Origin of the sequence: Actinoplanes sp. NPDC051513 (assembly GCF_044454685.1) — a bacterium.
GTDB lineage: Bacteria > Actinomycetota > Actinomycetes > Mycobacteriales > Micromonosporaceae > Actinoplanes.
This window is the reverse complement of sequence record NZ_JBITDW010000012.1, coordinates 15455-37118: the sequence shown is the minus strand read 5'-3', so window position 1 is coordinate 37118 and position 21664 is coordinate 15455. Positions and strand designations below refer to the sequence as shown.

13 protein-coding genes and 1 pseudogene are annotated in these 21664 nt (G+C 71.0%); 10 read left to right on the top strand and 4 right to left on the bottom strand.

What is annotated here, in order from left to right; genetic code table 11:
- Positions 1 to 16: 16 nt before the first annotated feature.
- Both metH and ACIA5D_RS31780 read right to left on the bottom strand, forming a co-directional pair.
- Positions 17 to 3700 (bottom strand): methionine synthase, encoded by a 3684-nt coding sequence (gene metH, locus ACIA5D_RS31785; protein WP_396034039.1) that lies wholly within the window; start codon positions 3698 to 3700, stop codon positions 17 to 19.
- A gap of 118 nt (positions 3701 to 3818) precedes the next feature.
- Positions 3819 to 5492, bottom strand: coding sequence for a bifunctional 3'-5' exonuclease/DNA polymerase (locus ACIA5D_RS31780; RefSeq protein ID WP_396034038.1), 1674 nt, complete (start codon positions 5490 to 5492; stop codon positions 3819 to 3821).
- Positions 5493 to 5770: 278 nt separating this feature from the next.
- Between ACIA5D_RS31780 and ACIA5D_RS31775 the strand changes: the two genes are divergently transcribed.
- The 6 genes from ACIA5D_RS31775 to ACIA5D_RS31750 all read left to right on the top strand — a co-directional run bounded on the left by ACIA5D_RS31775 (position 5771) and on the right by ACIA5D_RS31750 (position 16392).
- Complete coding sequence (locus ACIA5D_RS31775; RefSeq protein WP_396034037.1) at positions 5771 to 5953, top strand: hypothetical protein; 183 nt, start codon at positions 5771 to 5773, stop codon at positions 5951 to 5953.
- A gap of 18 nt (positions 5954 to 5971) precedes the next feature.
- Positions 5972 to 7819, top strand: coding sequence for an HEXXH motif domain-containing protein (locus tag ACIA5D_RS31770; RefSeq protein ID WP_396034036.1), 1848 nt, complete (start codon positions 5972 to 5974; stop codon positions 7817 to 7819).
- 412 nt (positions 7820 to 8231) lie between these two features.
- Positions 8232 to 10289: a hypothetical protein gene (locus ACIA5D_RS31765; protein WP_396034035.1), complete on the top strand. Its 2058-nt coding sequence runs from the start codon at positions 8232 to 8234 to the stop codon at positions 10287 to 10289.
- Entirely contained in the window at positions 10286 to 14044 is a 3759-nt protein-coding gene (gene fxsT, locus ACIA5D_RS31760) for an FxSxx-COOH system tetratricopeptide repeat protein (RefSeq protein WP_396034034.1), read from the top strand. Before ACIA5D_RS31765 ends, fxsT begins: the two co-directional genes overlap by 4 nt.
- 331 nt (positions 14045 to 14375) lie before the next feature.
- On the top strand, positions 14376 to 14555 hold the full coding sequence (locus ACIA5D_RS31755) for a hypothetical protein (protein ID WP_396034033.1): 180 nt from the start codon (positions 14376 to 14378) through the stop codon (positions 14553 to 14555).
- 34 nt (positions 14556 to 14589) lie between these two features.
- Complete coding sequence (locus ACIA5D_RS31750; protein ID WP_396034032.1) at positions 14590 to 16392, top strand: HEXXH motif domain-containing protein; 1803 nt, start codon at positions 14590 to 14592, stop codon at positions 16390 to 16392.
- Between the two features lie 60 nt (positions 16393 to 16452).
- Here the strand turns inward: ACIA5D_RS31750 and ACIA5D_RS31745 are convergent, their stop codons facing one another.
- Positions 16453 to 17277, bottom strand: a complete 825-nt coding sequence (locus ACIA5D_RS31745; RefSeq protein WP_396034031.1) for a metal-dependent hydrolase — start codon at positions 17275 to 17277, stop codon at positions 16453 to 16455.
- Positions 17278 to 17372: 95 nt separating this feature from the next.
- Positions 17373 to 17831, bottom strand: a complete 459-nt coding sequence (locus ACIA5D_RS31740) for a DUF1707 domain-containing protein (RefSeq protein WP_396034030.1) — start codon at positions 17829 to 17831, stop codon at positions 17373 to 17375.
- A gap of 201 nt (positions 17832 to 18032) precedes the next feature.
- On the opposite strand from ACIA5D_RS31740, the gene ACIA5D_RS31735 reads away from it, so the two are divergent.
- The 4 genes and pseudogenes from ACIA5D_RS31735 to ACIA5D_RS31720 all read left to right on the top strand — a co-directional run.
- On the top strand, positions 18033 to 19304 hold the full coding sequence (locus ACIA5D_RS31735) for a sensor histidine kinase (RefSeq protein WP_396034029.1): 1272 nt from the start codon (positions 18033 to 18035) through the stop codon (positions 19302 to 19304).
- Positions 19301 to 19978 (top strand): response regulator, encoded by a 678-nt coding sequence (locus tag ACIA5D_RS31730; RefSeq protein WP_396034028.1) that lies wholly within the window; start codon positions 19301 to 19303, stop codon positions 19976 to 19978. The genes ACIA5D_RS31735 and ACIA5D_RS31730 overlap by 4 nt, the downstream gene beginning before the upstream one ends.
- Positions 19979 to 20071: 93 nt before the next feature.
- Positions 20072 to 20422 (top strand): YciI family protein, encoded by a 351-nt coding sequence (locus ACIA5D_RS31725; RefSeq protein ID WP_396034027.1) that lies wholly within the window; start codon positions 20072 to 20074, stop codon positions 20420 to 20422.
- Between the two features lie 47 nt (positions 20423 to 20469).
- Positions 20470 to 21642: pseudogene (locus tag ACIA5D_RS31720) on the top strand (RNA polymerase sigma factor); the annotation flags it as partial.
- Positions 21643 to 21664 lie beyond the last annotated feature (22 nt).

The following is a 21664-nucleotide window of genomic DNA, read 5'->3' as shown; positions in this document are numbered from 1 at the left end:
CCCTGTGACGACGCTGTCAGCTCGCTGAATCGCTGTCGTATGCAAGGTTCGGCCGCAGCCACCGCTCGACCTCCTCGACCGGCATGCCGCGCCGGGCCGCGTAGTCGGCGATCTGGTCCTTGCCGAGCCGCCCGACGGTGAAGTAGCGCGCACCGGGGTGCGCGAAGATCAGGCCGCTCACGGCGGCGGCGGGCATCATCGCGTACGACTCGGTGAGCGCCATGCCGATCGCGTCGGTGCCGAGCAGCTCGAAGAGGTCTTTCTTCTCGCTGTGGTCGGGGCTCGCGGGGTAGCCCAACGCCGGCCGGATGCCGCGGAACCGCTCGGCGTGCAGGTCTTCCAGCACGGGCTGGGCGTCGGGCTCGAACCAATCGCGGCGGGCCTTGAGGTGCAGGTACTCCGCGAACGCCTCGGCCAGCCGGTCGGCGAGGGCCTTCACCATGATCGCCCGGTAGTCGTCGTTCTCGGCCTCGTAGCGCTCGGCCAGCTCCTGCGCGCCGTGGATCGCCACCGCGAAGCCACCGAGGTGATCCCCCTTTTTCTGCGATTTGTCATTCTGTTTTCCGCCGCGGGTCAGCTCAGGCGCGATGTAGTCGGCGAGGCTGCGGTTGGCGCGGCCGGCCGGCTTCTCGGTCTGCTGGCGCAGCATCGGGAACTTCGCGCCGTTGTCGAGCACGATGTCGTCGCCCTCGGAGTGGGCGCCCCAGAAGCCGTACAGGCCACGCGCCTGGAACGAGCCCTCGGCGATGATCTTGTCGAGCAGGGTGTTGGCGTCGTCCCACAGTTCGCGGGCCACCGGCTGCTCGAGGATCGCCGGGAACTTGCCCTTGAGCTCCCAGGCGAGGAACAGGAACGTCCAGTCGACAAACTCGCGCAGCTCGGCGATGGACGGCTCCACCATCCGTACGCCGGTGAAAGCGGGAGTGGGCAGGTCGCTGAAGTCGACCTGCTCGCGGTTGGCCCGCGCCTGCTCGATGGTCAGCAACGGCTGAGCGTGACGGTTCGCGTGCTGCTGGCGCAGCCGCTCCTGGTCGGCCCGGTTGGTGGTGTCCAGCTTCTCGGCGCGGTCGGGGTCGAGCAGGTCGGCGACCACGCCGACCACCCGGGACGCGTCGAGCACGTGGACCGTGGAGCCCGCGTACGCCGGGGCGATGCGCACCGCCGTGTGCTGCCGCGACGTGGTCGCGCCGCCGATCAGCAACGGCAGCTTGAGGCCGCGCCGATCCATCTCGGCGCCGACCGAGACCATCTCGTCGAGCGACGGGGTGATCAGTCCGGAGAGGCCGATCACGTCGGCGCCCTCGGCCACCGCGGTGTCCAGGATCTTGGCGGCCGGCACCATCACGCCGAGGTCGATCACCTCGTAGTTGTTGCAGCCCAGCACCACGCCCACGATGTTCTTGCCGATGTCGTGCACGTCGCCCTTGACCGTGGCCAGCACGACCTTGCCCTGCCCGCGGCTGGTCTCGACGCGGCCCTCGAGGCGCGCCTGCTCCTTCTCGGCCTCCATGAACGGCTCGAGGTAGGCCACCGAGCGCTTCATCACCCGGGCGCTCTTGACCACCTGCGGCAGGAACATCTTGCCGGAGCCGAACAGGTCGCCGACGATCTTCATGCCGTCCATGAGCGGGCCCTCGATCACCTCGAGCGGCCGGGGAAGCTGCTTCCGGGCCTCCTCGGTGTCGGCCTCGATGTAGTCGACGATGCCGTGCACCAGCGCGTACGACAGCCGCTCGGCCACCGGCGCCTCACGCCAGGACAGGTCGACCTCGCGCTGCTTGCCCTTGCCGGTGACGGTCGAGGCGAAGGTGACCAGACGGTCGGTGGCGTCCTCGCGGCGGTCGAAGATCACGTCCTCGACGAGCTCCAGCAGCTCGGCCGGGATGTCCTGGTAGACGGCGAGCTGGCCGGCGTTGACGATGCCCATGTCGAGGCCGGCCTGGACCGCGTAGTACAGGAAGGCCGAGTGCATGGCCTCGCGGACCACGTCGTTGCCGCGGAACGAGAACGACAGGTTGGAGATGCCGCCGCTGGTGCGCGCGCCCGGGCAGCGCTGCTTGATCAGGGGGAGGGCCTCGATGAACGCCTTCGCGTATCCGTTGTGCTCGCTGATGCCGGTGGCGACAGCCAGCACGTTCGGGTCGAAGATGATGTCGTCGGGGGCGAACCCCGCCTCGTTGACCAGCAGGTCATAGGCGCGGCCACAGATGTCGACCTTGCGGTCGCGGGTGTCGGCCTGGCCCTTCTCGTCGAAGGCCATCACCACCACGCCGGCGCCGAACGCCTTGATCCGCCGGGCGTGCTCGAGGAAGACCTCCTCGCCCTCCTTGAGGCTGATCGAGTTGACCACGCCCTTGCCCTGCACGCACTTGAGCCCGGCCTCGAGCACGCTCCACTTGGAGCTGTCGATCATGACCGGGATGCGTGCGACCTCGGGCTCGGTGGCGATGAGGTTGAGGAAGGTGGTCATCGCCTGCTCGCTGTCGAGCAGGTCGGCGTCCATGTTCACGTCGAGCAGGTTGGCGCCGCCGCGCACCTGGTCGAGCGCCACGGCGACCGCGCCCTGGTAGTCGTCGGCCTCGATCAGCCGGCGGAAGCGGGCGCTTCCGGTGACGTTGGTGCGCTCGCCGATCATGACGAAGCCGGTGTCGGGGCCGATCTCGAAGGGCTCGAGGCCGCTGAAACGGGTCGTTGCTTTCGGCGGGTTGATCTCGCGGGGTTTCTGCCCAGCGGCCTTGACGGCGATTTGTCCGATATGCGCGGGCGTCGTCCCGCAGCAGCCGCCGACGATGTTGACCAGGCCGGACTCCACGAACTCGCCGACCAGGGCCGAGGTCTGGGCCGGGGTCTCGTCGTAGCCGCCGAACGCGTTGGGCAGGCCGGCGTTGGGGTGGGCGGCGACGAAGGTGTCGGACAGCCGGGCCAGCTCGGCCACGTGCGGGCGCATCTCAGTCGCGCCGAGCGAGCAGTTGACGCCGACGACCAGCGGGTGGGCGCGCTCGATCGAGCGCCAGAACGCCTCGACGGTCTGGCCGGACAACGTGCGGCCGGAGAGGTCGACGATCGTCACCGAGATCCACAGCGGGAGGTCGGGCGCCACCTCGTGGGCGGCCGCGATCGCGGCCTTCGCATTCAGCGTGTCGAAGATCGTCTCAACCAGCAGCAGGTCGACGCCGCCCTCGGCCAGCGCCGCGATCTGCTCGGCGTAGGCGGCCTTGACCTGGTCGAACGTCACCGCGCGGTAGGCGGGGTCATCGACCTTGGGGGACAGCGAGAGCGTCACGTTCAGCGGGCCCACCGAGCCGGCGACGAACCGGATCTTCCCGTCCTTGTCCGCGGCCTCGTCGGCCGCCTGACGGGCCAGCTGCGCGCCGCGGACGTTCATGTCCTTCACGTACGCCTCGAGCCCGTAGTCCGCCTGGGCGATGCTCGTGGCCGTGAACGTATTGGTGGTCGTGATGTCGGCGCCCGCCGCGAGGTACTGACGGTGGATGTCGAGGATCACATCGGGGCGGGTGAGCATGAGCACGTCAGGATCGCCGGTCACGTCCTGCGGGTGGTCGGCCTTGATCAGGTCGCCGCGGTAGTCCTCGGGCTTGAGCTTGGCGCCCTGCAGCATCGTGCCCCAGGCGCCGTCGAGCACCAGGATGCGCTCACTCAGCAGCCGCTTCAGCTCAGCGACACGGGCCTCTTTCTCCATACCGACCACCTCCGTGGTAACAACGGAGGCGCCCTTGGTCGGAATTCACCGAGCGAGCGTGGCGGGTGTCACCCCGTTGCAGCGCCTCTCGCTTCGGACCATCCAACCTACCTCAATATCACTTCGCGTCGGCGTACGCGCCAACTACTGAGACATCGAGCGGGAAGCGCACCGCGGTGTCCCCGAAGAGCAGCCGCCCCGCCTGCACCGCGGAGGCGCGCACCGCCTCGGCCACCGTCGCCGCCTGCTCTTCCGGGCAGTGCACCACCACTTCGTCGTGCACGAACAGGACAAGCTCGGCCTTACTGCCCTCCAGCGCCGTGCGCAGAGCCGCCAGCAGCACGAGCGCCCACTCGGCGGCGGTGGCCTGCACCACGAAGTTACGCGTGAACCGCCCCCGCGCCCGCCCCGACGCCCCGCCCTGCGGCGACTCGGCCGAGCCCGCTTCCTCGGGCGGATCGAGCCCCGCGTCTCGCCAGGCCGCGGCGGCCGGTGGGCACGTGCGCCCCAGCCACGAGCGGACCAGCCCGCCGGCCTCGCCCGTGCGGGCCGCCGCCTCGACGAACTCGAAAGCCACCGGGTAGTGCTTGCGGAGGACGGCCAGGGCCGGAATCGCGGCGCCGCCGGTCTGCCCGTACATCGCGCCGAGCAGGGCGACCTTGGCCTTGCCCCGGTCACCCTCGAACGAATCGGTGGCGAGCGCCGCGTAGAGGTCACCCGCGGCCGCGGCCGCGGCCAGCCGCCGGTCACCCGAGACGGCGGCGAGCACCCGAGGCTCCAGCTGGCCGGCGTCGGCCACCACGAACCGCCACCCCGGATCGGCGATGACCGCCCGGCGCACCACCTTGGGCACCTGCAGGGCGCCACCGCCCCGCGTGGCCCACCGCCCCGAGACCACGCCACCCGGGACGTATTCCGGACGGAAGCGGCCGTCGCGCACCCAGGAGTCACACCAGGACCAGCCGTGAGCCGTCCAGATGCGGTAGAGCTCTTTGTATTCGAGCAGCGGCCGCACGGCCGGGTGGTCGACCCGCTTGAGCACCCAGGCCCTGGTGTTGGGGATGTCGACGCCGGCCTTGGCAAAGGCCCGGACCACCTCAGCCGGCGAGTCGGGATGCAGCCCGCGCATGCCGAGCGCTTCGTTGATCTCGCCAGTCAACTCGGCCAGCCGCCGGGGCGGCCCTACGGGTTGCGGCGCCCCGAGCAGCTCACGCAGAAGCTGATCGTGCACGTCGGCCCGCCAGGGAAGCCCCGCATGCCCCATCTCGGCCCCGACCAGCGCCCCCGCCGACTCGGCCGCGATCAGCAGCCGAAACCGCCCCGGATGCTCGGTGGCCGCGGTGCGCGCCAACTGGTCGGCGTACACCTCTTGAATCGCCTGAAGCACATCGAACCCGGCAGCGGCCGGCGGAGCGGAGTTGGTCTCGAAGAGCGCCGCTTGGGCAAAGCCCGGCGGCTCAGGCTGCCGCGGCGGCGGATCGGCGGGCACCGGAAGCCCGTGCAGCCGGGCGCGGGCGGCGGCGAGTGAGCGGGGCGCGCCCCAGCGACCCTCGTGGCCGAGCAGCAGCGCCTCGGTCAGCTCGAGGTCGTGGCAGCGAGCCACACGCACGCCGGCACGCAGTAAGGCGGGGTAGACGTCGGCGGTGTGCGACCAGACCCAGCGGGGTTGGTCTGACGACTCGCGCTCGGCGATCGCGGCAGCCAGATCACCCACGTGCCGCGACGGGGCGGCCGGAAGCTCAGCCAGACGGCCACCGAGGCCGTCCGGATCGGGAGCCACCGCGACGAACATGCCGTCAGTCTTGCTCCCGGGTATGACATTTTCACGCTTTGGCGGTTCGCCACTACGGAAATATCCGAATGGGTACTGGACAAGGTTCGCTTTCGCGGCCATGCTGCAGCGGCACTCTCCGGATTGTGTCCGTCTAAATCCGGAAAAAGCACCCCGTAGTCCTGGTTGCCATCGGAGGATTAGGTGGCCGCCCCTTATGAGTGATAGCCGTGCGGGTGTCCGTGCGTCGCGCATACAGTTGACGAGTGACCAGGGGGCTTCAGCATGAGAGAAGTCGAATGAGCGCAGTTTCGCGCGATGCCGCCGAGACGGAGATGATCTCCCTCGAAGGCTATTCGCTCAGCGATCTGCGGGTCGACCGAAGCCCGGAGCTGACCCAGGCGGTCCGCCGGGTGCTGAGTCAGGTGGAGCGCCCCCGCGTGAATCTCGGCGGTAATGGTCCGCCTGGACGCGCCGACTGACCGGACACACATCGACCGATGCTCGACGAGGAGCGTACGAACGCGGTGGTGACCGACGCAGCCCGGCTCAGCCGGATCCGGTTACGCGATGAGACTTTCGACCAGCTCGCGGACGGCGGTGGCGACCCCGGCGTGGTCGCTGAACTCTGGGCCGGGGAGTCGAGCCGGCGCTTGGTGCTGCTCCGGGCGTTCCTCGACGCCGCCGTGGCGGATCCGGCGTCGGCTGGACCGCTGCCCTCCGTGCAGGAGGCATGGTCGGCGCTCGAGCGTGCCGAACGTGCGGCGCCCGGCGAGGTGGCGACGATTCTCATGCACCCGCACGTCGGCAGCTGGCTGGCCTACACGCTGCGCCGGCACGGTGGTGGCACGACCTCATCAGCCCCCGGGTGGGTGGACTTCGGTCAGCTGCACGCGATCGCGATTGTCGCCTGCGCGGCCGCGGGCCTGCCACTTCGCACTTCGGTGCCGCTGCGCGAGGGCCGGGTGATGCTGCCCCGGCTCGGGATGGCAACCTTCGATGACTGCCGGCCATGGGATACGGCCGAGGCGGCCACCGAGGGTGGCAAGGTTTGGCTTCGCCACGGGGATGTGCGTATCGATGTGGGCCCCGAAGCGCCGGGGTGGTGGCCGCTGCGGTCGGTGAGCGTCGGCGACGAGCCGCGGCTCACGGTCTGGCTGGACGACCTCGATCCGTTGCGGGACCTGGCCGATCCGGTCCCGCCGGCTCGGCTCTCCGATGTCGCGCTGGCCAGCTGGACCGAACTGCTCACCGACGCCTGGCGGATTCTCGTCGAGCGGCATCGGCCAGTCGCCGACGCGATGGCGGCCGGCGTGTCGTCGCTCGCACCGCTGCCGAGCGGCGACGGCTGGGACACCCGCAGCGCGTCGAGCGGCGACGCGTTCGGCGCGATCGTGTGCTCGCTGCCGCCCGATCCGGTCACATTGGCAGTTTCGCTTTCGCATGAATTCGCCCATATTCGCCTGGGTGGTCTCATGCATCTGATCTCGCTTACGGAGGGTCCGGGCAGCCCGTGCCTCTACGCGCCGTGGCGCGACGATCCGCGTCCGGCGGGCGGCCTGCTTCAGGGCATCTACGCGTTCTTCGGTATCGCCGCGTTCTGGCGGCGTCAGCGTGCGGCGCACGACCTGCGGGGCAGACTTGCGGACTTCGAGTACGCCTACGCCCGTGCCCAGGCGCGCGAGGCGCTCGACGTGGTGCGGCTCGAAGGCGGGCTCACTGGCGCAGGCGGCCGCTTCACCGACCGGTTGCTGCACGAGTTGGACACCTGGCACGCCGACCCGCTGGACGACGAGGTCCGGAAGCTCGCCGCTCTCGTCGCGGACGGCCATCGGGCCGGCTGGCGGATCCGGCATTGCCATCCGCCGGCCGCCGATGTGACCGCGTTGGCCGACGCGTGGCGAGCAGGCGCGCGAGGGCCGGTGTCGATCGGACCGTCCGAGGTGTGGCCCGGGGACGAGGCGCGACGCTGGTCCGGCGCCCGGTTGGGACTGGCCCGGCGGCGCCTGGCCGCGGTCGACCGCTACCTCGATGTCCGGGATGAGCCCTGGGCCGCCGGCCTCGGCGACGCCGACCTCGCACTGTTCGACGACGACGCGCTCGGTGCGCTCAAGGGCTTCGCCGACCGGCTCCGCTCCGACCCGGAGTCGATCGACGCCTGGACCGGTCTGGGCCTGGCCCTGGCCGATGCCGGAGAGTCGGGCGTGGGTCTTCCCGGTGCCACGATGCTGCTCCAGCGCCCCGAGATCGTCCTGGCGCTGCACCGCGACCTGGGCGGCGAGCCCGACCCCGAGGAACTGGCGGCGTGGGCCGAGCGCACGGTCGATTTCCGCAATTTCGTTCGTTGATCTGATGCGAATGGCGGCGTATTTCCCGCCTTCACGTGGGGTTGCCGAATAGGTGATACTTGATTCCCGCCGCAGCGCGGCGGCGCCCGCATTTTGATCACGGCGGACGGAGCGAGGCGTGGGAATTCGGGGTGGCGTGCGAGCGCATTGCGAAATCCCTGCGTGCCCGCGTGCCGACCGCCGTTCTCCCAGGTCACGCAGCCCGCCATTGATCGGGGGCGGCAGTGCGTCGCTTGCGGGTATTTGCTATACCTAATATTGATCGCGGTCATCGTCCCGCCCTGCGCTGACCCGACGTTTCGATCTTGGCTGTCACTTCGGCGACGGCCGGGACGACGCTGGTGTTGATTCGTGCGCAGCAGATCTTCGGCACCATGCTGATCTGCGCCGGGACGATCCTGGAGCGTGGCCGATGCTTCCCAGGCCGATCGACGATCAGGGCGCCGCGCCGGACGGGGTGACCATCGGCATCCTGACGGCGCTGCCGTGCGAGGCGAACGCCGTGGTGAGCCTGCTCGACGACGTCGGCGGCTACCAAGACCCGCAGGACCAAAATCACTACCGCACCGGGATCCTGCCGAGCACCGACGCGACGCGCCCGCATGGGGTGGCCGTGCTGATGATGTCCAAGGACAACACCCGCTCCGCCGCGTATAACTGCGCCAACATGTTGCGCACCTTCCCGGGTGTCCAGATCGTGATCATGGTGGGCATCGCCGGCGGGGTGCCGCGACCGCAGGCGCCCGAGCGGCATGTGCGGCTCGGCGACATCGTCGTGGCGACCGACGGGATCGTGGACTACACCCACGTGCGCCGCGAGCACGGCCGGGCCGAGCCGCGCGGACGGCAGAGCGCCGGCCTGATCTCCCAGCGGCTCTTACGGGCGGCCCGTGAGCTTCAGCTCGAGGAACTGAGCGGCAACTACCCGTGGGCGCGGTGGCTCGACCCCACGCAGCGGCCGCCGGCCGAGACCGACGTCCTCTATCTGCACGGCGTTCCGGTGCCGCATCCGGAGCGCTCGCTCAACGGCTTGCCCCGGGTCCACCACGGCGTGATGGGCTCGGGCGACGTGCTCATGAGCGACGAAAGGGCCCGCGACGACCTGGCCGACCGGTTCCCGGACATGCTCGCCATCGAGATGGAGGGCTCGGGGATAGCGGCCAGCACCGCGGCCGAGGACCGGGCCTGGTTCATGGTGCGCGGCGTGGCCGACTACGCGGAGTCGGCCGGCAAGAACGACACCTGGCACACGTTCGCCTCCCTCGCCGCCGCCGCTTATGTGCGGGCACTGCTGCGGCGGACGCCCACGCTCGGCCGGCCGGGCATCCAGCTGCGCGGGCGGGCGCTCCCGGCGCTGGCCCCGGCCGAGTTGGGTGAGCTCGAACGCCTGCTGGAGCGGCTGCCGTCCGATGTGGATGTCCGCGCGGTGTGGCAGGCCACCGTGCCCGAGCTGGCGCCGCCATCGCGCCAGGTGCTCACCACTCCGGCCGCTGCCGTCGAGCATCTGGCCGGGCTGAACGCGGATGCGGCCGGCGTACCGCCGGCGCTCGTCTTCGTCGGTCGGCTCGGCCGGTCGCTGAGCGAGGATCCGGTCGGCGCCGAGCTCGTCGGCTGGGCGGTGAGCCGGGCCGCGGCCGCCGGCGTGGCCGAAGCGCTGCACGTGCGGCTGGGCGACCGCGAGACCCGGCCGTCGGAGGGCCCGGTCCTGCTGATCGACATCATGACCGACGGCATCGACCGGGGAAGCTGCCGCATCAGTGCCTACGTGCACGAGGGCGGCGGCCCATGGCGTCCCCGCCCGACCTCGCAAGGACCGTCCGATGTGGCGGTTGCCGACCTCGAGGAGGCGGCTCGCGAGCTGGTCGCCGAGGCCGAGCGCCTGTGGAACCAGTCGGACGAGCCGGCCGCCATCGAGTTCGTGATGCCGGCCGCGCTGCTCAACCTGCCGGTGCAGTGGTTCCAAGGACCGCGGATCTTCGAGCGGTCCGATCCGCTGTGCCTGGCCTACACGGTGGCGGTGCGGAGCCGGGAGCGCATGCGCGAGCCGGGAGTGCGGCGCGTCTGGGGCAACCAGTGGCGCCAGATCGACGCCAAGCCGTTCGCCGGGCGGGTGCTCTGGGGCGCCGCCGACGGCATCGAAGCCTGGGCGGCGCAGCTACAAAAAGACAACGGGTACGCGGTGGTCGTGCTCAGCGAGCCGCCCGACTCGCCGCACGGCCGGCGGGAACTGTTCGAGGCGCTACGGGCCGGGGTCCCGGTGATTCTGTGGGACCGGCGGCTGTCCCGGCCGCCCGAAAGCACCGACGGCCTCGAGTCGCTGACCCGCGAGCCGGCGGCGCTGCCGGCCACCACCAGACGGGTCCGGGTCGAGGCCTACGGGTCAGGCGAGCCGGACCACTTCGGGCACTGGGTGGCGCTGCTGTGGGACGACCCGCGGCGGATGCTCACCGATGCGGGGGTGGAGTCATGAGCCGTCCGTTCGATCCGCATCCGGTGGCCGCGCTGCCCGATCGGGAAGGGCTGGCCGCGGCGTTGCGCGGGTTCACACCGTACGCGTCGACTCTTGCCGTCGTGCTCGACGACAGCCCCTCCATGCGGGTGTGGGCGCCGACCGTACGCGCCTTCCAGGAGCTGGCCGGCATGGTGTTCGCCGAGGTCAACGCCTACCCGCTGGGCCCGTTCCGGCGTTCGGCCGAGGTGCCCGGCCCGCCGGCCGGTGACCTGGTCATGGTGCTCAGCGACGGGCTGGCCGAGTTCTGGGCGCAGCCGCCGGCCGACCGGGTGTTGCAGGCCTGGGGCGGCGTCGTGCCGGTCGCGATCGTCAACCCGTACCCGCAGGAGCGCTGGTATCGCTCGTATCTCGCCCCCCGGATGGTGCAGCTGGCCGCCTCCCGGGTGATGTCGCCCAACCGCGAGCTGCAGATCCGCGAGCCGGCCGAATGGAGCAACCCGTTCGACGATCCGCTCCACGAGGCGGCCGTGGTGGTGCCGCTGCTGGAGCTGAGCCCGCGCTGGCTGAGCTGGTGGGCGTCGCTGCTCGGCGGGCCGGCCGAGGGCTGGCTGGACGCGGTGGCGCACATCGCCGACCCCGACCGCGTGCCCGGCCCGAGCCGCCGGCCGGCCGGCGAAGCGGCGCCGGTCGGGGCCGATCCGCGCGACCTGGTCGGGCGCTTCCGGGCCGAAGCCTCGGCGCCCGCCTTCCAGCTGGCCACCTACGTCGCCTCGGCGCCGCTGCAGCTGGACGCGCTGCGCATCGTGCAGGGTGCGCTGCTGCCCGCCTCGCTGCCGGTGCACTTGGCCGAAGTGGTGACCAGCCCGCTGCTCATCGACGACGCCGGCGAGCTCGCGTTCCGCCCGGGGGTGCGCGAGGAGCTGCTGGCGCTCGCGGCGCGCGAGGACACCGTACGCGTCCTGGAAGTCGTCTCGGAATATCTGGGCGACCGGATCCCCCTGGCGCGCAACCTGCTTCGCGCGATCGAGGCGCCGGACGCGCAGCCGGATCCCGACCTGACCTCGGCGGCGGCCGGTTCCTACGCGCGGCTGGAGCTCGCTATCTTGCGCGCGCTCTCCGGTCCGTACGCGTCGCGCGCCGCCCGCCTGGAGACCGCCATCGCCCGCCTGGGCGACACCGCGCCCGCGCCCTCGCCGGCCATCGTGCCGTCGCCGAGCGGGCCGGTCGCGTCCCGCCCGGCCTCTGCCCCGCCGCGCGGCCATACCACCGTCTTCGCGCCGACCGCCATCAACGCGCTGCTCCAGCCCGAGGGGGAGGTCGCGGTCTGGGGCAACCTGCCGCCCCGCAACGGCGACTTCACCGGGCGCGAGGAACTGCTGGACATGCTCGACCGGCAGCTGCGCCGCCAGCGGGTCACCGCGGTGCTGCCGCAGGCCCTGCACGGCATGGGTGGGGTCGGAAAGTCGCAGATCGCCACCGAGTATGCGTACCGGCATCTGGCCGACTACGACGTGGTGTGGTTCGTCCCTTCGGAACAGCCGGCTCAAATCCTGCGCGCTCTGGTGGAGCTGGGGGAGCGCCTCGGGCTGGCGCCCGGGCAGGACGCGAAGACGGCCGCGGCCGCCGTCCAGGCCACGTTGCAGGCGGGTCATCCGTACGCCAATTGGCTCTTGATCTTCGACAACGCGGAGACCCTGGCGACCGTCCGGCCGTACCTGCCCACGGGAGGGACCGGAAAGGTCCTGGTCACCTCGCGGAACGAGGAGTGGACCGGGCTGGCCGAGAGCCTCGAGATCGGCGTCTTCGCCCGTGACGAGAGCATCGCGCTGCTGCGCAAGCGCAACCCCGGGCTGACCCGCGAAGAGGCCGATCGGCTCGCGGCGATGCTCGACGACCTGCCGCTGGCGGTCGGGCAGGCGAGCGCGTGGCGGGCGGCCACCCAGGCGCCGGTCGACGAGTATCTGCGGCTGCTCGCCGGCAAGCGCCAGGAGCTGGCGGATCGGGTGGACGACCCACAGCATGAGGTCGCCGTGGCCGCCGCTTCGGCGGTGGCGCTCGAGCACCTCGGCGCGGCCAATCCGGCGGCGCTGCAGCTGCTGCAGGCGTGCGCGTTCATGGCTCCGGAGCCGATCTCGCGGGAGCTGTTCGTGGGGCCGCCCCACGTCGGGGTCTCGCCCGAGCTGAACGCGACCCTGCAGAACCCCAACCGGCTCAACCGGGCGCTGCGCGAGATCGAGCGATACGGCCTGGCCCGGCTCAACCACGGCAACCCGCGGACCGTCCAGTTGCACCGGCTGGTCCGCACGGTCGTCCTCGATCAGCTGACCGCCGAGCAGCGGGTCAACATGGAGCACGCCGCCCATCTGCTGCTGGCCGGCGGCAACCCGGGCAACCCGAGCGCCACCGCCCAGTGGCCGCGGTTCCACGCGCTGCTGCCGCACGTGCTCGCCTCCGACCTGGTCGGCTGCGAGGACGAGTGGGCCCGCCAGCTCGTCCTCGACGTGATCGGGTTCTACTTCTACTGGGGCGACCAGAAGGGCTGTCGAGAGCTGGCCGCCGAGGTCGTCGGGCGGTGGTCCGACATGCTGGGCCCCGATGATCCGCAGTTGCTCAAGGCGGCTCGATGGCTCGCTTACGTGTTGCGGCAGCTCGGCATGTTCGAAGACGCGGCCCGGTACAGCTCGGACTGCCTGGCCCGGCTGCGCGTCGCCAACGGCCCGGAGGACGAGGAGACGCTCGACGCGATGAACCTGGTGGGCCAGGATTTGCTGCCCATCGGGGACTTCGCGGGCGCGCTGGCGCTGCAGGAGGAGGCGTACCAGATCGCCGACCGCGTCCTCGGCCCTGACGATCCGGCCACGCTGAAAATCGCCCACAGCCTCGGCGTCTCGCTCCGGCTCAACGGCAATTTCGCGGCCGCGCTCGAGCGTGACATGGACACCGTACGAAGACGGGTGGAGGTGCTGGGCGCCGATCATTACGAAACGCTTCTCAGCCAGAACGGGCTCACCCTCGACCTGCGCGAACGCGGCGACTACGTCGAGGCCAACCGGCTGCAGGAGAAGCTGTACGAACGGATCCAGAAGATCCTCGGCATCGACCACCCGCAGACGCTGATGGCGGCCCGCAACCTGGCCGTCTCCCGGCGCCGGGCCGGTCATCACGCGCGGGCCCGCAAGCTGTCGCTGGAGACGATGAACGAGCTTCGACGCCGTTTCGGTGAGCTGAACCCGGAGGCCATCGCCTGCTCGCTCAACTACGCCGTCGACCTGCGCGAGAGCGACCAGGTCGTCGAATCGCGGGAGCTGGCCGAGCGGACCTGGCAGGACTACCACCGGACGCTCGGCGCCGACCATCCGTACACGCTCTACGCCCGCACCAACTTCGGGATCGTGCTGCGGCTGCTGGGGCAGCTCGAGGCTGCGTACGAGCACGACAACGCCGCCTACCAAGGGCTGCGCGAGCGGCTCGGGTCGCGCCATGTGCTCACGCTCACCTGCGCCACCAACCTCGCCAGCGACCTGGCCGCGCGCGGCGACCACGAGGCCGCCCAGCAGCTCGACGCGGACACCTTCCGCAAGTCGCAGGAGGTGCTCGGCGGCGACCACCCGTCCACCCTGGCCGTGGCGCTCAACCTCGCATTCGACCGGCGAGAGGATCCCGGGCCGATTATCGCCGCCTACCAGCGTGTGCTCGGCCGCGACCACCCAGTGATCGCGGCGGCGCTGGTGGGGGAGCGTGCCAACTGCGACGTCGACCCCATGCCGCTCTAGGGGCCCCCGGGACTCGCGCGTGGCGGTCGTGGCGGTGAGGTCCGCAACGTGCCACGGTGTACGGCAGGCAGATCCACCGCGACGGGCATGCGGTCAGTGTGCCTCCCAGGTGTGACATTCCGCCCGTGCCCGATGTGCCCGTCGTCCCTATGGATTTCGCCGGTGCTCAGCGGCATACTCTCCCGGCGCGCGAGCGGTCGACGGAGATATATCACCGGATATCTGGTTGATGGTCATTCTTACCTATTTTCGCCCTAAGGTGAGCTACGAGAGCGTATAAGTAGATTCATTACGGCGAAAGCCGCCGAAAGACTCGATTGAGGGAAAATCGATGACCGTGCAGGTCGATGCTGTCCACGCACAGCAGGTCTCGCTGAGCGGACATTCGCTGAGCGACGTTCGTTCCGATCAGAGCCGAGAGCTGGCCCAGGCCGTACGTCTCCTGCTGCGGCAGGTCGAGCGCCCACGCGTCAATCTCGGTGGCTCGGGGCCGCCCGGCCGCGCGGACTGACCGCCGTCAACACTTCGAGAGAGAGCACAAGCGAATGAGGATCGTCTTGGCCGGGCAGAACGAGATCCGGCTGAGCCACGCGAGCTTCGACCAGCTCGCGGCCGGTGGCGGCGGGCCCGCGGTGATCGCGGAGCTGTGGGCCGCGGAGTCCCGCCGGCGGTTGGTGATGCTACGGGCGTTCCTCGACGCGGCAGCGGCGGATCCGGAATCGGCCGGACCGCTGCCGCCCATCGAGGAGGCCTTCTCGGCGCTCGAGCGAGCCGAGCACAGGGCGCCCGACGCGATGGGCGAAATCCTCATGCATCCACAGGTCGGTGCGTGGCTGGCCTACGTGTTGCGCCGACACGGCGGCGGTACGGCATCGACGGCGCCCTCGTGGGTCGACTTCGGGCAGCTGCACGCAGTCGCGGCCGTCGCTTCCGCCGCCGCCGGACTTGATTATCGAGCTGCGGTTCCGCTGCGCCGTGGCCGGGTGATGCTGCCGCGGCGCGGTATGGCGAGGTTCGACGGTTGTCCACAATGGGATACCGCCGAGGTAGCCACGGCGGACGGACAGGTCTGGCTCAGCCGAGGGGACGTGCGGATCGATGTGCCGCCGGACGGCTCGGAGGGGCCGGGCTGGTGGCCGCTGCGGTCGGCGTCCGTGGGCGAAGATCTGCGTCTGGTGGTCTGGCTGGACGACCTCGACCCGATGCGCGATCTCGCGGATCCGGTTGACCCGGTCCGGCTTTCCCGCGATGACGTCGAGCGCTGGACCAGCCTGCTGGACGAAGCCTGGGCCATCCTCGTCGAACGACATCGGCCGGTCGCCGAGGCGATCGCCGCCGGCGTCACCTCACTGGTGCCGCTCCCGGTCGGCGAGGGATGGGACACCCGCAGCGCGTCGAGCGGCGACGCGTTCGGCGCGATCATGTGCTCGCTGCCGCCGGAGGCGGTGACCATGGCCGTCTCTCTCGTGCACGAGAGCATGCACATCAAGCTCGGTGGCCTGATGCATGTGGAGGTGCTCACCCGAGGTCCGGGGAAGTCCTGCCTCTATGCGCCATGGCGGGACGACCCGCGTCCGGCCGATGGCCTGCTCCAGGGTATCTATGCGTTTTCCGGCATCGCCGCCTTCTGGCGGGTGGAGCGGCTCGCGACTGGCGAGCTGGACGGGCTCGGCGATTTCGAGTTCGCCTACGCTCGGGCACAGGCCCGCGAAGCGTTGGGGATAGCGTCGGTCGACGGTGAGTTGACCGAGATCGGCCATCGCTTCACCGCCCGTCTGGCGGACGAGATGGATTCCTGGCCGGACGACCGTCGGGATCCGAAGGCCCGGGCGCTTGTCGGTCTCGTCGCGGACGGGCATCGCGCCGGGTGGCGGATCCGGCACAACCGTCCGAGGGCGCGGGACGTTGCCGCGTTGGTCCGGGAATGGCGGGCAGGCGGCGCCGACCCGGTGCTGGTCACGCAGCTCGAGGTGGTGGCCGACGGCGAGACTCGGCACTGGTCAGGCGCACGGCTGGGCCTGGCCCGACGCCGCCTGGCCGAACTGGATCACTACGTGGACGTGCGTGACAAGCCGTGGGGCGCGGGTCTGACCGACGCCGATCTGTCGCTGTTCGCCGGCAACCCGGCCGCGGCAGAGAATGGTTTTGCCGAGCAGATCCGCGACGACCCGGGCGACGCCGACGCATGGACGGGGCTTGGCCTGGCGATGGCCGCCACGGGGCATCCCGGCGGTAGCGCATTGCTCGAGTTCCCGGAGTTCCTCGCGGCGCTCCACCTCGAACTGGGCAGGCCCGAGCCGGCTGAGCTCGCGGCCTGGGCGGAGCACATGATCCGACGCAGGCCATGAAAGCCCGGGTGATCGACTCATGGAAACACCGTGAATCAGCCGCCGCCGGTGCGGCTGTCGTTACCGCTCGCCCGCCCAGGCATCCGGCTCGAAGCGATGCAGCAGACCGGGAGCGAACATCGCGGCAATCGCCAGCAGCGCCACCACGGTGAACGCCGTGCGGAGAATGACCGTCTCGGTCTTGCCGCCGACCTTGACCGCGATGCCGTTCGGGACGCCGACCATGGGCCACATGCGACGGCCGATGGGGATCGGCCAGAGGATCGGCACGCCCGCGGACGTGATGATGTCGCCCATCAGGTGCACGAAACAACCGACCCCGACCGCGAAACCGAGCATCGGATAACCGCGGTCGCCGGGCAGGTTCGCGGCGGTGAACCAGGCGATCGCCGCCGAGCAGAGCGTGACGATCACCCAGCCGGCGCGTTCGGCCCACTCGTCGAAGAGGCCGCGCAGCGCGAGGCCGGCCATGAAGAAGATGATGCCGACGACCGCCCATTTGCCGTAGTGCGTGGCCAGGGCGGTCGTGCCCCAGCCGACCAGCGCGGCGAAGGGCAGGGTGTGGGTGAAGGTGCGGTGGCCGTTGTTGCGGCGGGGGTCCTTGCTCAGGCGGGTCGCCGTGTAGATGCCGAGCGAGAATTTCTCGATCACCTCGGCCGCGAACAGCGAGAAGACGCCGAACGTGCGGGCCACCGTGGCGCCGCCCTGGTTGCGCGTCACCTTGCCGGAGAGATCGAGGTCGGGCAGCAGCGCGCCGCCCGCGCAGACCGTGGCGCCGACGGCCACCGCCAACGGTGACTGGCTGTAGCCCGCGAACGCGTCCAGCGCCCAGCTTCCGGCCAGCCAGGCTGCCGCTCCCGAAAGAGCGTGCGACGGTCCCATCATCGGTATTGACCACCCTCTCCGCGCAAACCCGGTCACTCTGGCAGAGCGGAGAGGAGTGATCAACAACCGACACATCCACTATGGAGTGTCGTAGCTCACCGATGCCCGGGCGCGTTCCACGGCGCGACGTGGTGGTGCGGGGCGTAGTGCTCGGCGTAGTGGCGCCAGCGCGCGTGCCGCGCCAGACCCATGACCAGGAACACCAGCGGGATGGCCGGCCAGAAGAAGTGCGCGCCCGAGAGCGCCCACAGGCCGGTCAGGAACAGCGCGACCACGACCACGAATCCGGCGTGGCGCTGAAGGTGTCGGCGTGTCGCGAGACGCGCCTGGGGCGTCTCGGCGACGGCACGCCGGCCACCGTCGGGGAGATCGGCCGTCAGCGGGCCGAGCTCGTCGCGAAACTTTGCGGCGTACGTGGCGGCGAGGCGCTCCTCGCCCTCCTCGAGCGTGAGGCGGCCCTCGGTCATGGCGGCGCGCAGGATCTCGGCGATCCGCTCGCGTTCCTGGTCGGAGGTGCGCATCCGGGCCGGGCCGCTCGTCGTGTTCTCGTTCACGTGCTCCTCCTCGTGGGGCGTCGTGGTTCCAGAGTCGGCTCTCGCCGCCCTGAGGGCGTCGGCTCCACGTCGCATCATTGGCTGCGGCTTTTGGGCGGTTCAAACCCATTTCTCGTACGCCTTGAGCACCGCGCATACGACCGGGGTCGTACGACCGTGCTCCGATGCGGCAGATGTGCCCGGTGCCGTAGGTTCGGCCGCATGGAGGAAGAGCGCCCGTGGGGCCCGCCGTGGCGGCAGGATCGCCGCACCGGGCGGTTCTCGTCGGCCGAGTACCGGCGCCATCGGCGCGTGGGGGCCGGCGCCGCGGTGATCGCCGGCTTCTTCCAGGTCGTGGGGGCCAACAACGCCTTCTCCGAGGGCGGCGTCTATCGGCCGATGACCTTCTGGGTCTACGCGCTGTTGCTGGTGGGGCCGGTGGCGCTGCTGGCGCGGTGGCGTTTTCCGGTGGCGGCGTTCGCGGTCGCGGCGGCCGCGTCGCTGGGTTTCGCCACGTTCTCGTCGCCGCGGTGGACCATCGCGGTCGCGCCGGGGATCGCGCTGTTCAACATCGCCAAGATGGGGCGGACGCGATCGGCCATTTCCGCCGCCTTTGTTGGATATGCCGCTTATTTTCTGACGTGCTGGGTCTTCGCGGCTCGGCTCGGCCTGCCCGCCGGCGCCCATGCCGATCTGCGGTCGCTGGTGCTGCTCGCGGTCGGCATGGCGGTGCTGATCTTCCTGGGCGGGGCGGCGAAGGTCCGCGGCGAGCACATGGCCGAGATGATGAAGGTGCGGGCCGAGCGGGCCCGCGCCAAGGAGGAGCAGGAACGCCGGCAGGCCTCCGAGGAGCGGCTGCGCATGGCCCGCGAGCTGCACGACGTGCTCGGCCATCACCTCTCGCTGATCAACGTCCAGGCCGGGGTCGGGCTGCACCTCATGGACAGCCGGCCCGAGCAGGCGCGCGAGGCGCTCACCGCGATCAAGACGGCGAGCTCCGAGGCGTTGCGCGAGGTGCGCGCGGTCCTCGACGTGATGCGCGCCGAGGGTGAGGCCGCGCCCCGGCAGCCCTCGCTTGGGCTGAGCCGCCTCGAGGAGCTGACCGCCGACGCCGGCCTGCCGATCATCACGAAGGTGACGGGCGCCGAACGGCCGCTGCCGCCCGAGGTCGACCGCGCGGCGTACCGGATCGTGCAGGAGGCGCTCACCAACGTGCGCAAGCACGCCGGGCCGGGCGCGACGGCGTCGGTGGCGGTCGACTACCTGCCCACCGCGCTGCACCTGGCGATCCGCAACGAGGGTCCGGCCGTGGCCGACGACGACGCCGGCTCTGGCGAGGGGACGGGCATCGGGGGGATGCGGCAGCGCGCGCAGAGCCTGGGCGGCAGCGTCGAGGCCGGGCCGGTCGAGGGCGGCTTCCTGGTGTCGGTGTTGCTGCCCACGCCCGACGACCATGATCACGAGCATGATATCGACGGCGGGAGGCCCGGATGATCTCGGTGTTGCTGGCGGACGACCAGGCGTTGGTGCGGGCCGGGTTCCGGGCGCTGCTCAACGCGGAACCGGACATCCAGGTCGTGGCCGAGGCGGCCGACGGGCTCGAGGCGGTCAAGCAGGCGCAGCAGACGCATCCCGACGTCGTGCTCATGGACATCCGCATGCCGGGCGTGGACGGGCTCGAGGCCACCAAGCGGATAGCGGCCGACCCCGCGCTGGCCGAGACGCGGGTGGTCATCCTGACGACGTTCGAACTCGACGAGTACGTCTTCGAGGCGCTGCGCACCGGAGCCTCGGGGTTCCTGGTCAAGGACACCGAGCCGGTCGAGCTGCTGCGCGGTATCCGGGCCGTGGCGGCCGGCGACGCGCTGCTCTCGCCGAGCGTGACCCGCCGGGTGATCGGCGAGTTCGCCGGCAAGGCCGCCGCGCAGAGCCGGCGGGTCGTCGCACCCGTGCAGCTCGACCAGCTCACCGAGCGCGAGCGGGAGGTCCTCGTGCTGGTCGCCGAGGGCCTGTCCAACGACGAGATCGCCGCCCGCCTGGTGATCAGCCCGGCGACCGCGAAGACCCACGTGAGCCGCACGATGATCAAGCTGGGCGCCCGCGACCGCGCCCAGCTGGTCGTCTACGCGTACGAGGCCGGCCTGATCCGCCCCGGCTGGCTCACCTGAAATTCTCTTCCCGGCGTTGTCGAATCTGATGGGGTGACGGCGTCATCACTTCGCCGGCGCCGCACAGGGCGGCGCCTGGGAGGGAGCTCAACGATGCAGTACGCACTGCTGATCTACGGCGACGAGAAGGTCTGGGAGTCCCGCGACGAACAGGAGCAACAGGCCAACCATGAGCGGCACGCCCGGTTCATGGCCATGCTGCGGGAACGGGGCGCGATGCTCGGCGGCGAAGAGCTGGCCCGCTCGGCGAACGCGACGACCGTGCGCAACACCGACCGGGTGGGCGTGACCGACGGGCCGTACGCGGAGACCGCCGAGCAGCTGGGCGGCTTCTACCTGATCGAGGCGGCCGACCTGGACGCGGCGCTCGAGATCGCGCGGCAGCTGCCGGAGCCGATCGTCGAGGTCCGGCCCGTGGTCATGCACCCGGAGACGGGCAGCTGACCGTGGACGAGGCGGTCGAGCGGGCGTACCGCGAACAGTGGTCACGCCTGCTCGCCCTGCTCGTCACCCGGCTGCGCCGCTTCGACGTGGCGGAAGACAGCCTGCAGGACGCGTTCGTGGCGGCCGCCCGCGTCTGGCCCGCGCAGGGCGTGCCTGCCAACCCGGGCGCCTGGCTCTGGACCACGGCCCATCGGCGGGCGCTTGATCGTCTTCGCCGGGAGGAGGCGGACGCGCGGCGCCTGCCGTTGCTGATCACCGACCCCGCGCCCGCGGTCTTTCCCGATGAATTCGACATCTCCGATATCCCTGATGAGCGGCTGCGGTTGCTGTTCGTGTGCTGCCACCCGGCGCTGCGGGCGGACGCGCGGGCGGCGCTGATGCTGCGGTTCGTCGCGGGATTGAGCACCGCCGAGATCGCGCGCCTGTTCCTGGTGTCCGAGCCGACGATGTCGGCCCGGCTGACCCGGGCCAAGGCCAAGATGGCGATGGCCGGCATCCCGCTGCGCGCGCCCGCGGCCGAAGACCTGCCCGAGCGGCTCGACGTCGTGCTCAAGGCGATCTACCTGATCTTCACCGAGGGCTATCGCGCCACGGCCGGGCCCGAGCTGATCCGGCCGCGGCTGGCCGGGGAGGCGATCCGGCTCGGCTACCTCGTCGGCGAGCTGCTGCCGGGAGAGCCGCGCACGCTGTCGCTGCTGGCGCTGATGCTGCTGCAGCACGCCCGGCGCGACGCCCGGGTCGGCCCCGAGGGCGGGCTGGTGCTGCTGCCCGACCAGGACCGCTCCCGCTGGCGGCACGACGAGATCGCCCGCGGGCAGTCGCTGCTCGGCCTGCTCGAGGCGGTCCCGATGCCCGGCGAGTACCACCTGCAGGCCCTGATCGCCGCCGAGCACGCCAAGCCGCCGCCCACCGACTGGCCGCGAATAGCCCTGCTCTACGCCGAGCTGGAGCGCCGCGACCCGTCCCCGATGGTCCGCCTCAACCGGGCCGTGGCGGTGGCCGAGGCCGGCGCGCCCGAGGCCGGCGTGGCCCTGCTCGACGGCCTCGACCAGGCGCTGCGCGACAGCCACCTGCTGCCGGCCGTGCGCGCCGAGCTGCTCGCCCGGATGGGCCGCCGCGACGAAGCCGCGGCCGCCTTCGACGCGGCCCTGGCATTGGTGCGCACCGATCCGGAACGCGACCACCTTCGGCGTCGACGGCAGGCCTCTGAGGGATATTCACGTTCGCTCCGGCCGCCTAGCA

Bases quoted from the DNA above. Each gene is read 5' to 3' on its own strand.
- metH (WP_396034039.1), bottom strand. From the start codon at position 3,700: ATGGAGAAAGAGGCCCGTGTCGCTGAGCTGAAGCGGCTGCTGAGTGAG.
- ACIA5D_RS31780 (WP_396034038.1), bottom strand. From the start codon at position 5,492: ATGTTCGTCGCGGTGGCTCCCGATCCGGACGGCCTCGGTGGCCGTCTG.
- ACIA5D_RS31775 (WP_396034037.1), top strand. From the start codon at position 5,771: ATGAGCGCAGTTTCGCGCGATGCCGCCGAGACGGAGATGATCTCCCTC.
- ACIA5D_RS31770 (WP_396034036.1), top strand. From the start codon at position 5,972: ATGCTCGACGAGGAGCGTACGAACGCGGTGGTGACCGACGCAGCCCGG.
- ACIA5D_RS31765 (WP_396034035.1), top strand. From the start codon at position 8,232: ATGCTTCCCAGGCCGATCGACGATCAGGGCGCCGCGCCGGACGGGGTG.
- fxsT (WP_396034034.1), top strand. From the start codon at position 10,286: ATGAGCCGTCCGTTCGATCCGCATCCGGTGGCCGCGCTGCCCGATCGG.
- ACIA5D_RS31755 (WP_396034033.1), top strand. From the start codon at position 14,376: ATGACCGTGCAGGTCGATGCTGTCCACGCACAGCAGGTCTCGCTGAGC.
- ACIA5D_RS31750 (WP_396034032.1), top strand. From the start codon at position 14,590: ATGAGGATCGTCTTGGCCGGGCAGAACGAGATCCGGCTGAGCCACGCG.
- ACIA5D_RS31745 (WP_396034031.1), bottom strand. From the start codon at position 17,277: ATGATGGGACCGTCGCACGCTCTTTCGGGAGCGGCAGCCTGGCTGGCC.
- ACIA5D_RS31735 (WP_396034029.1), top strand. From the start codon at position 18,033: ATGGAGGAAGAGCGCCCGTGGGGCCCGCCGTGGCGGCAGGATCGCCGC.
- ACIA5D_RS31730 (WP_396034028.1), top strand. From the start codon at position 19,301: ATGATCTCGGTGTTGCTGGCGGACGACCAGGCGTTGGTGCGGGCCGGG.
- ACIA5D_RS31725 (WP_396034027.1), top strand. From the start codon at position 20,072: ATGCAGTACGCACTGCTGATCTACGGCGACGAGAAGGTCTGGGAGTCC.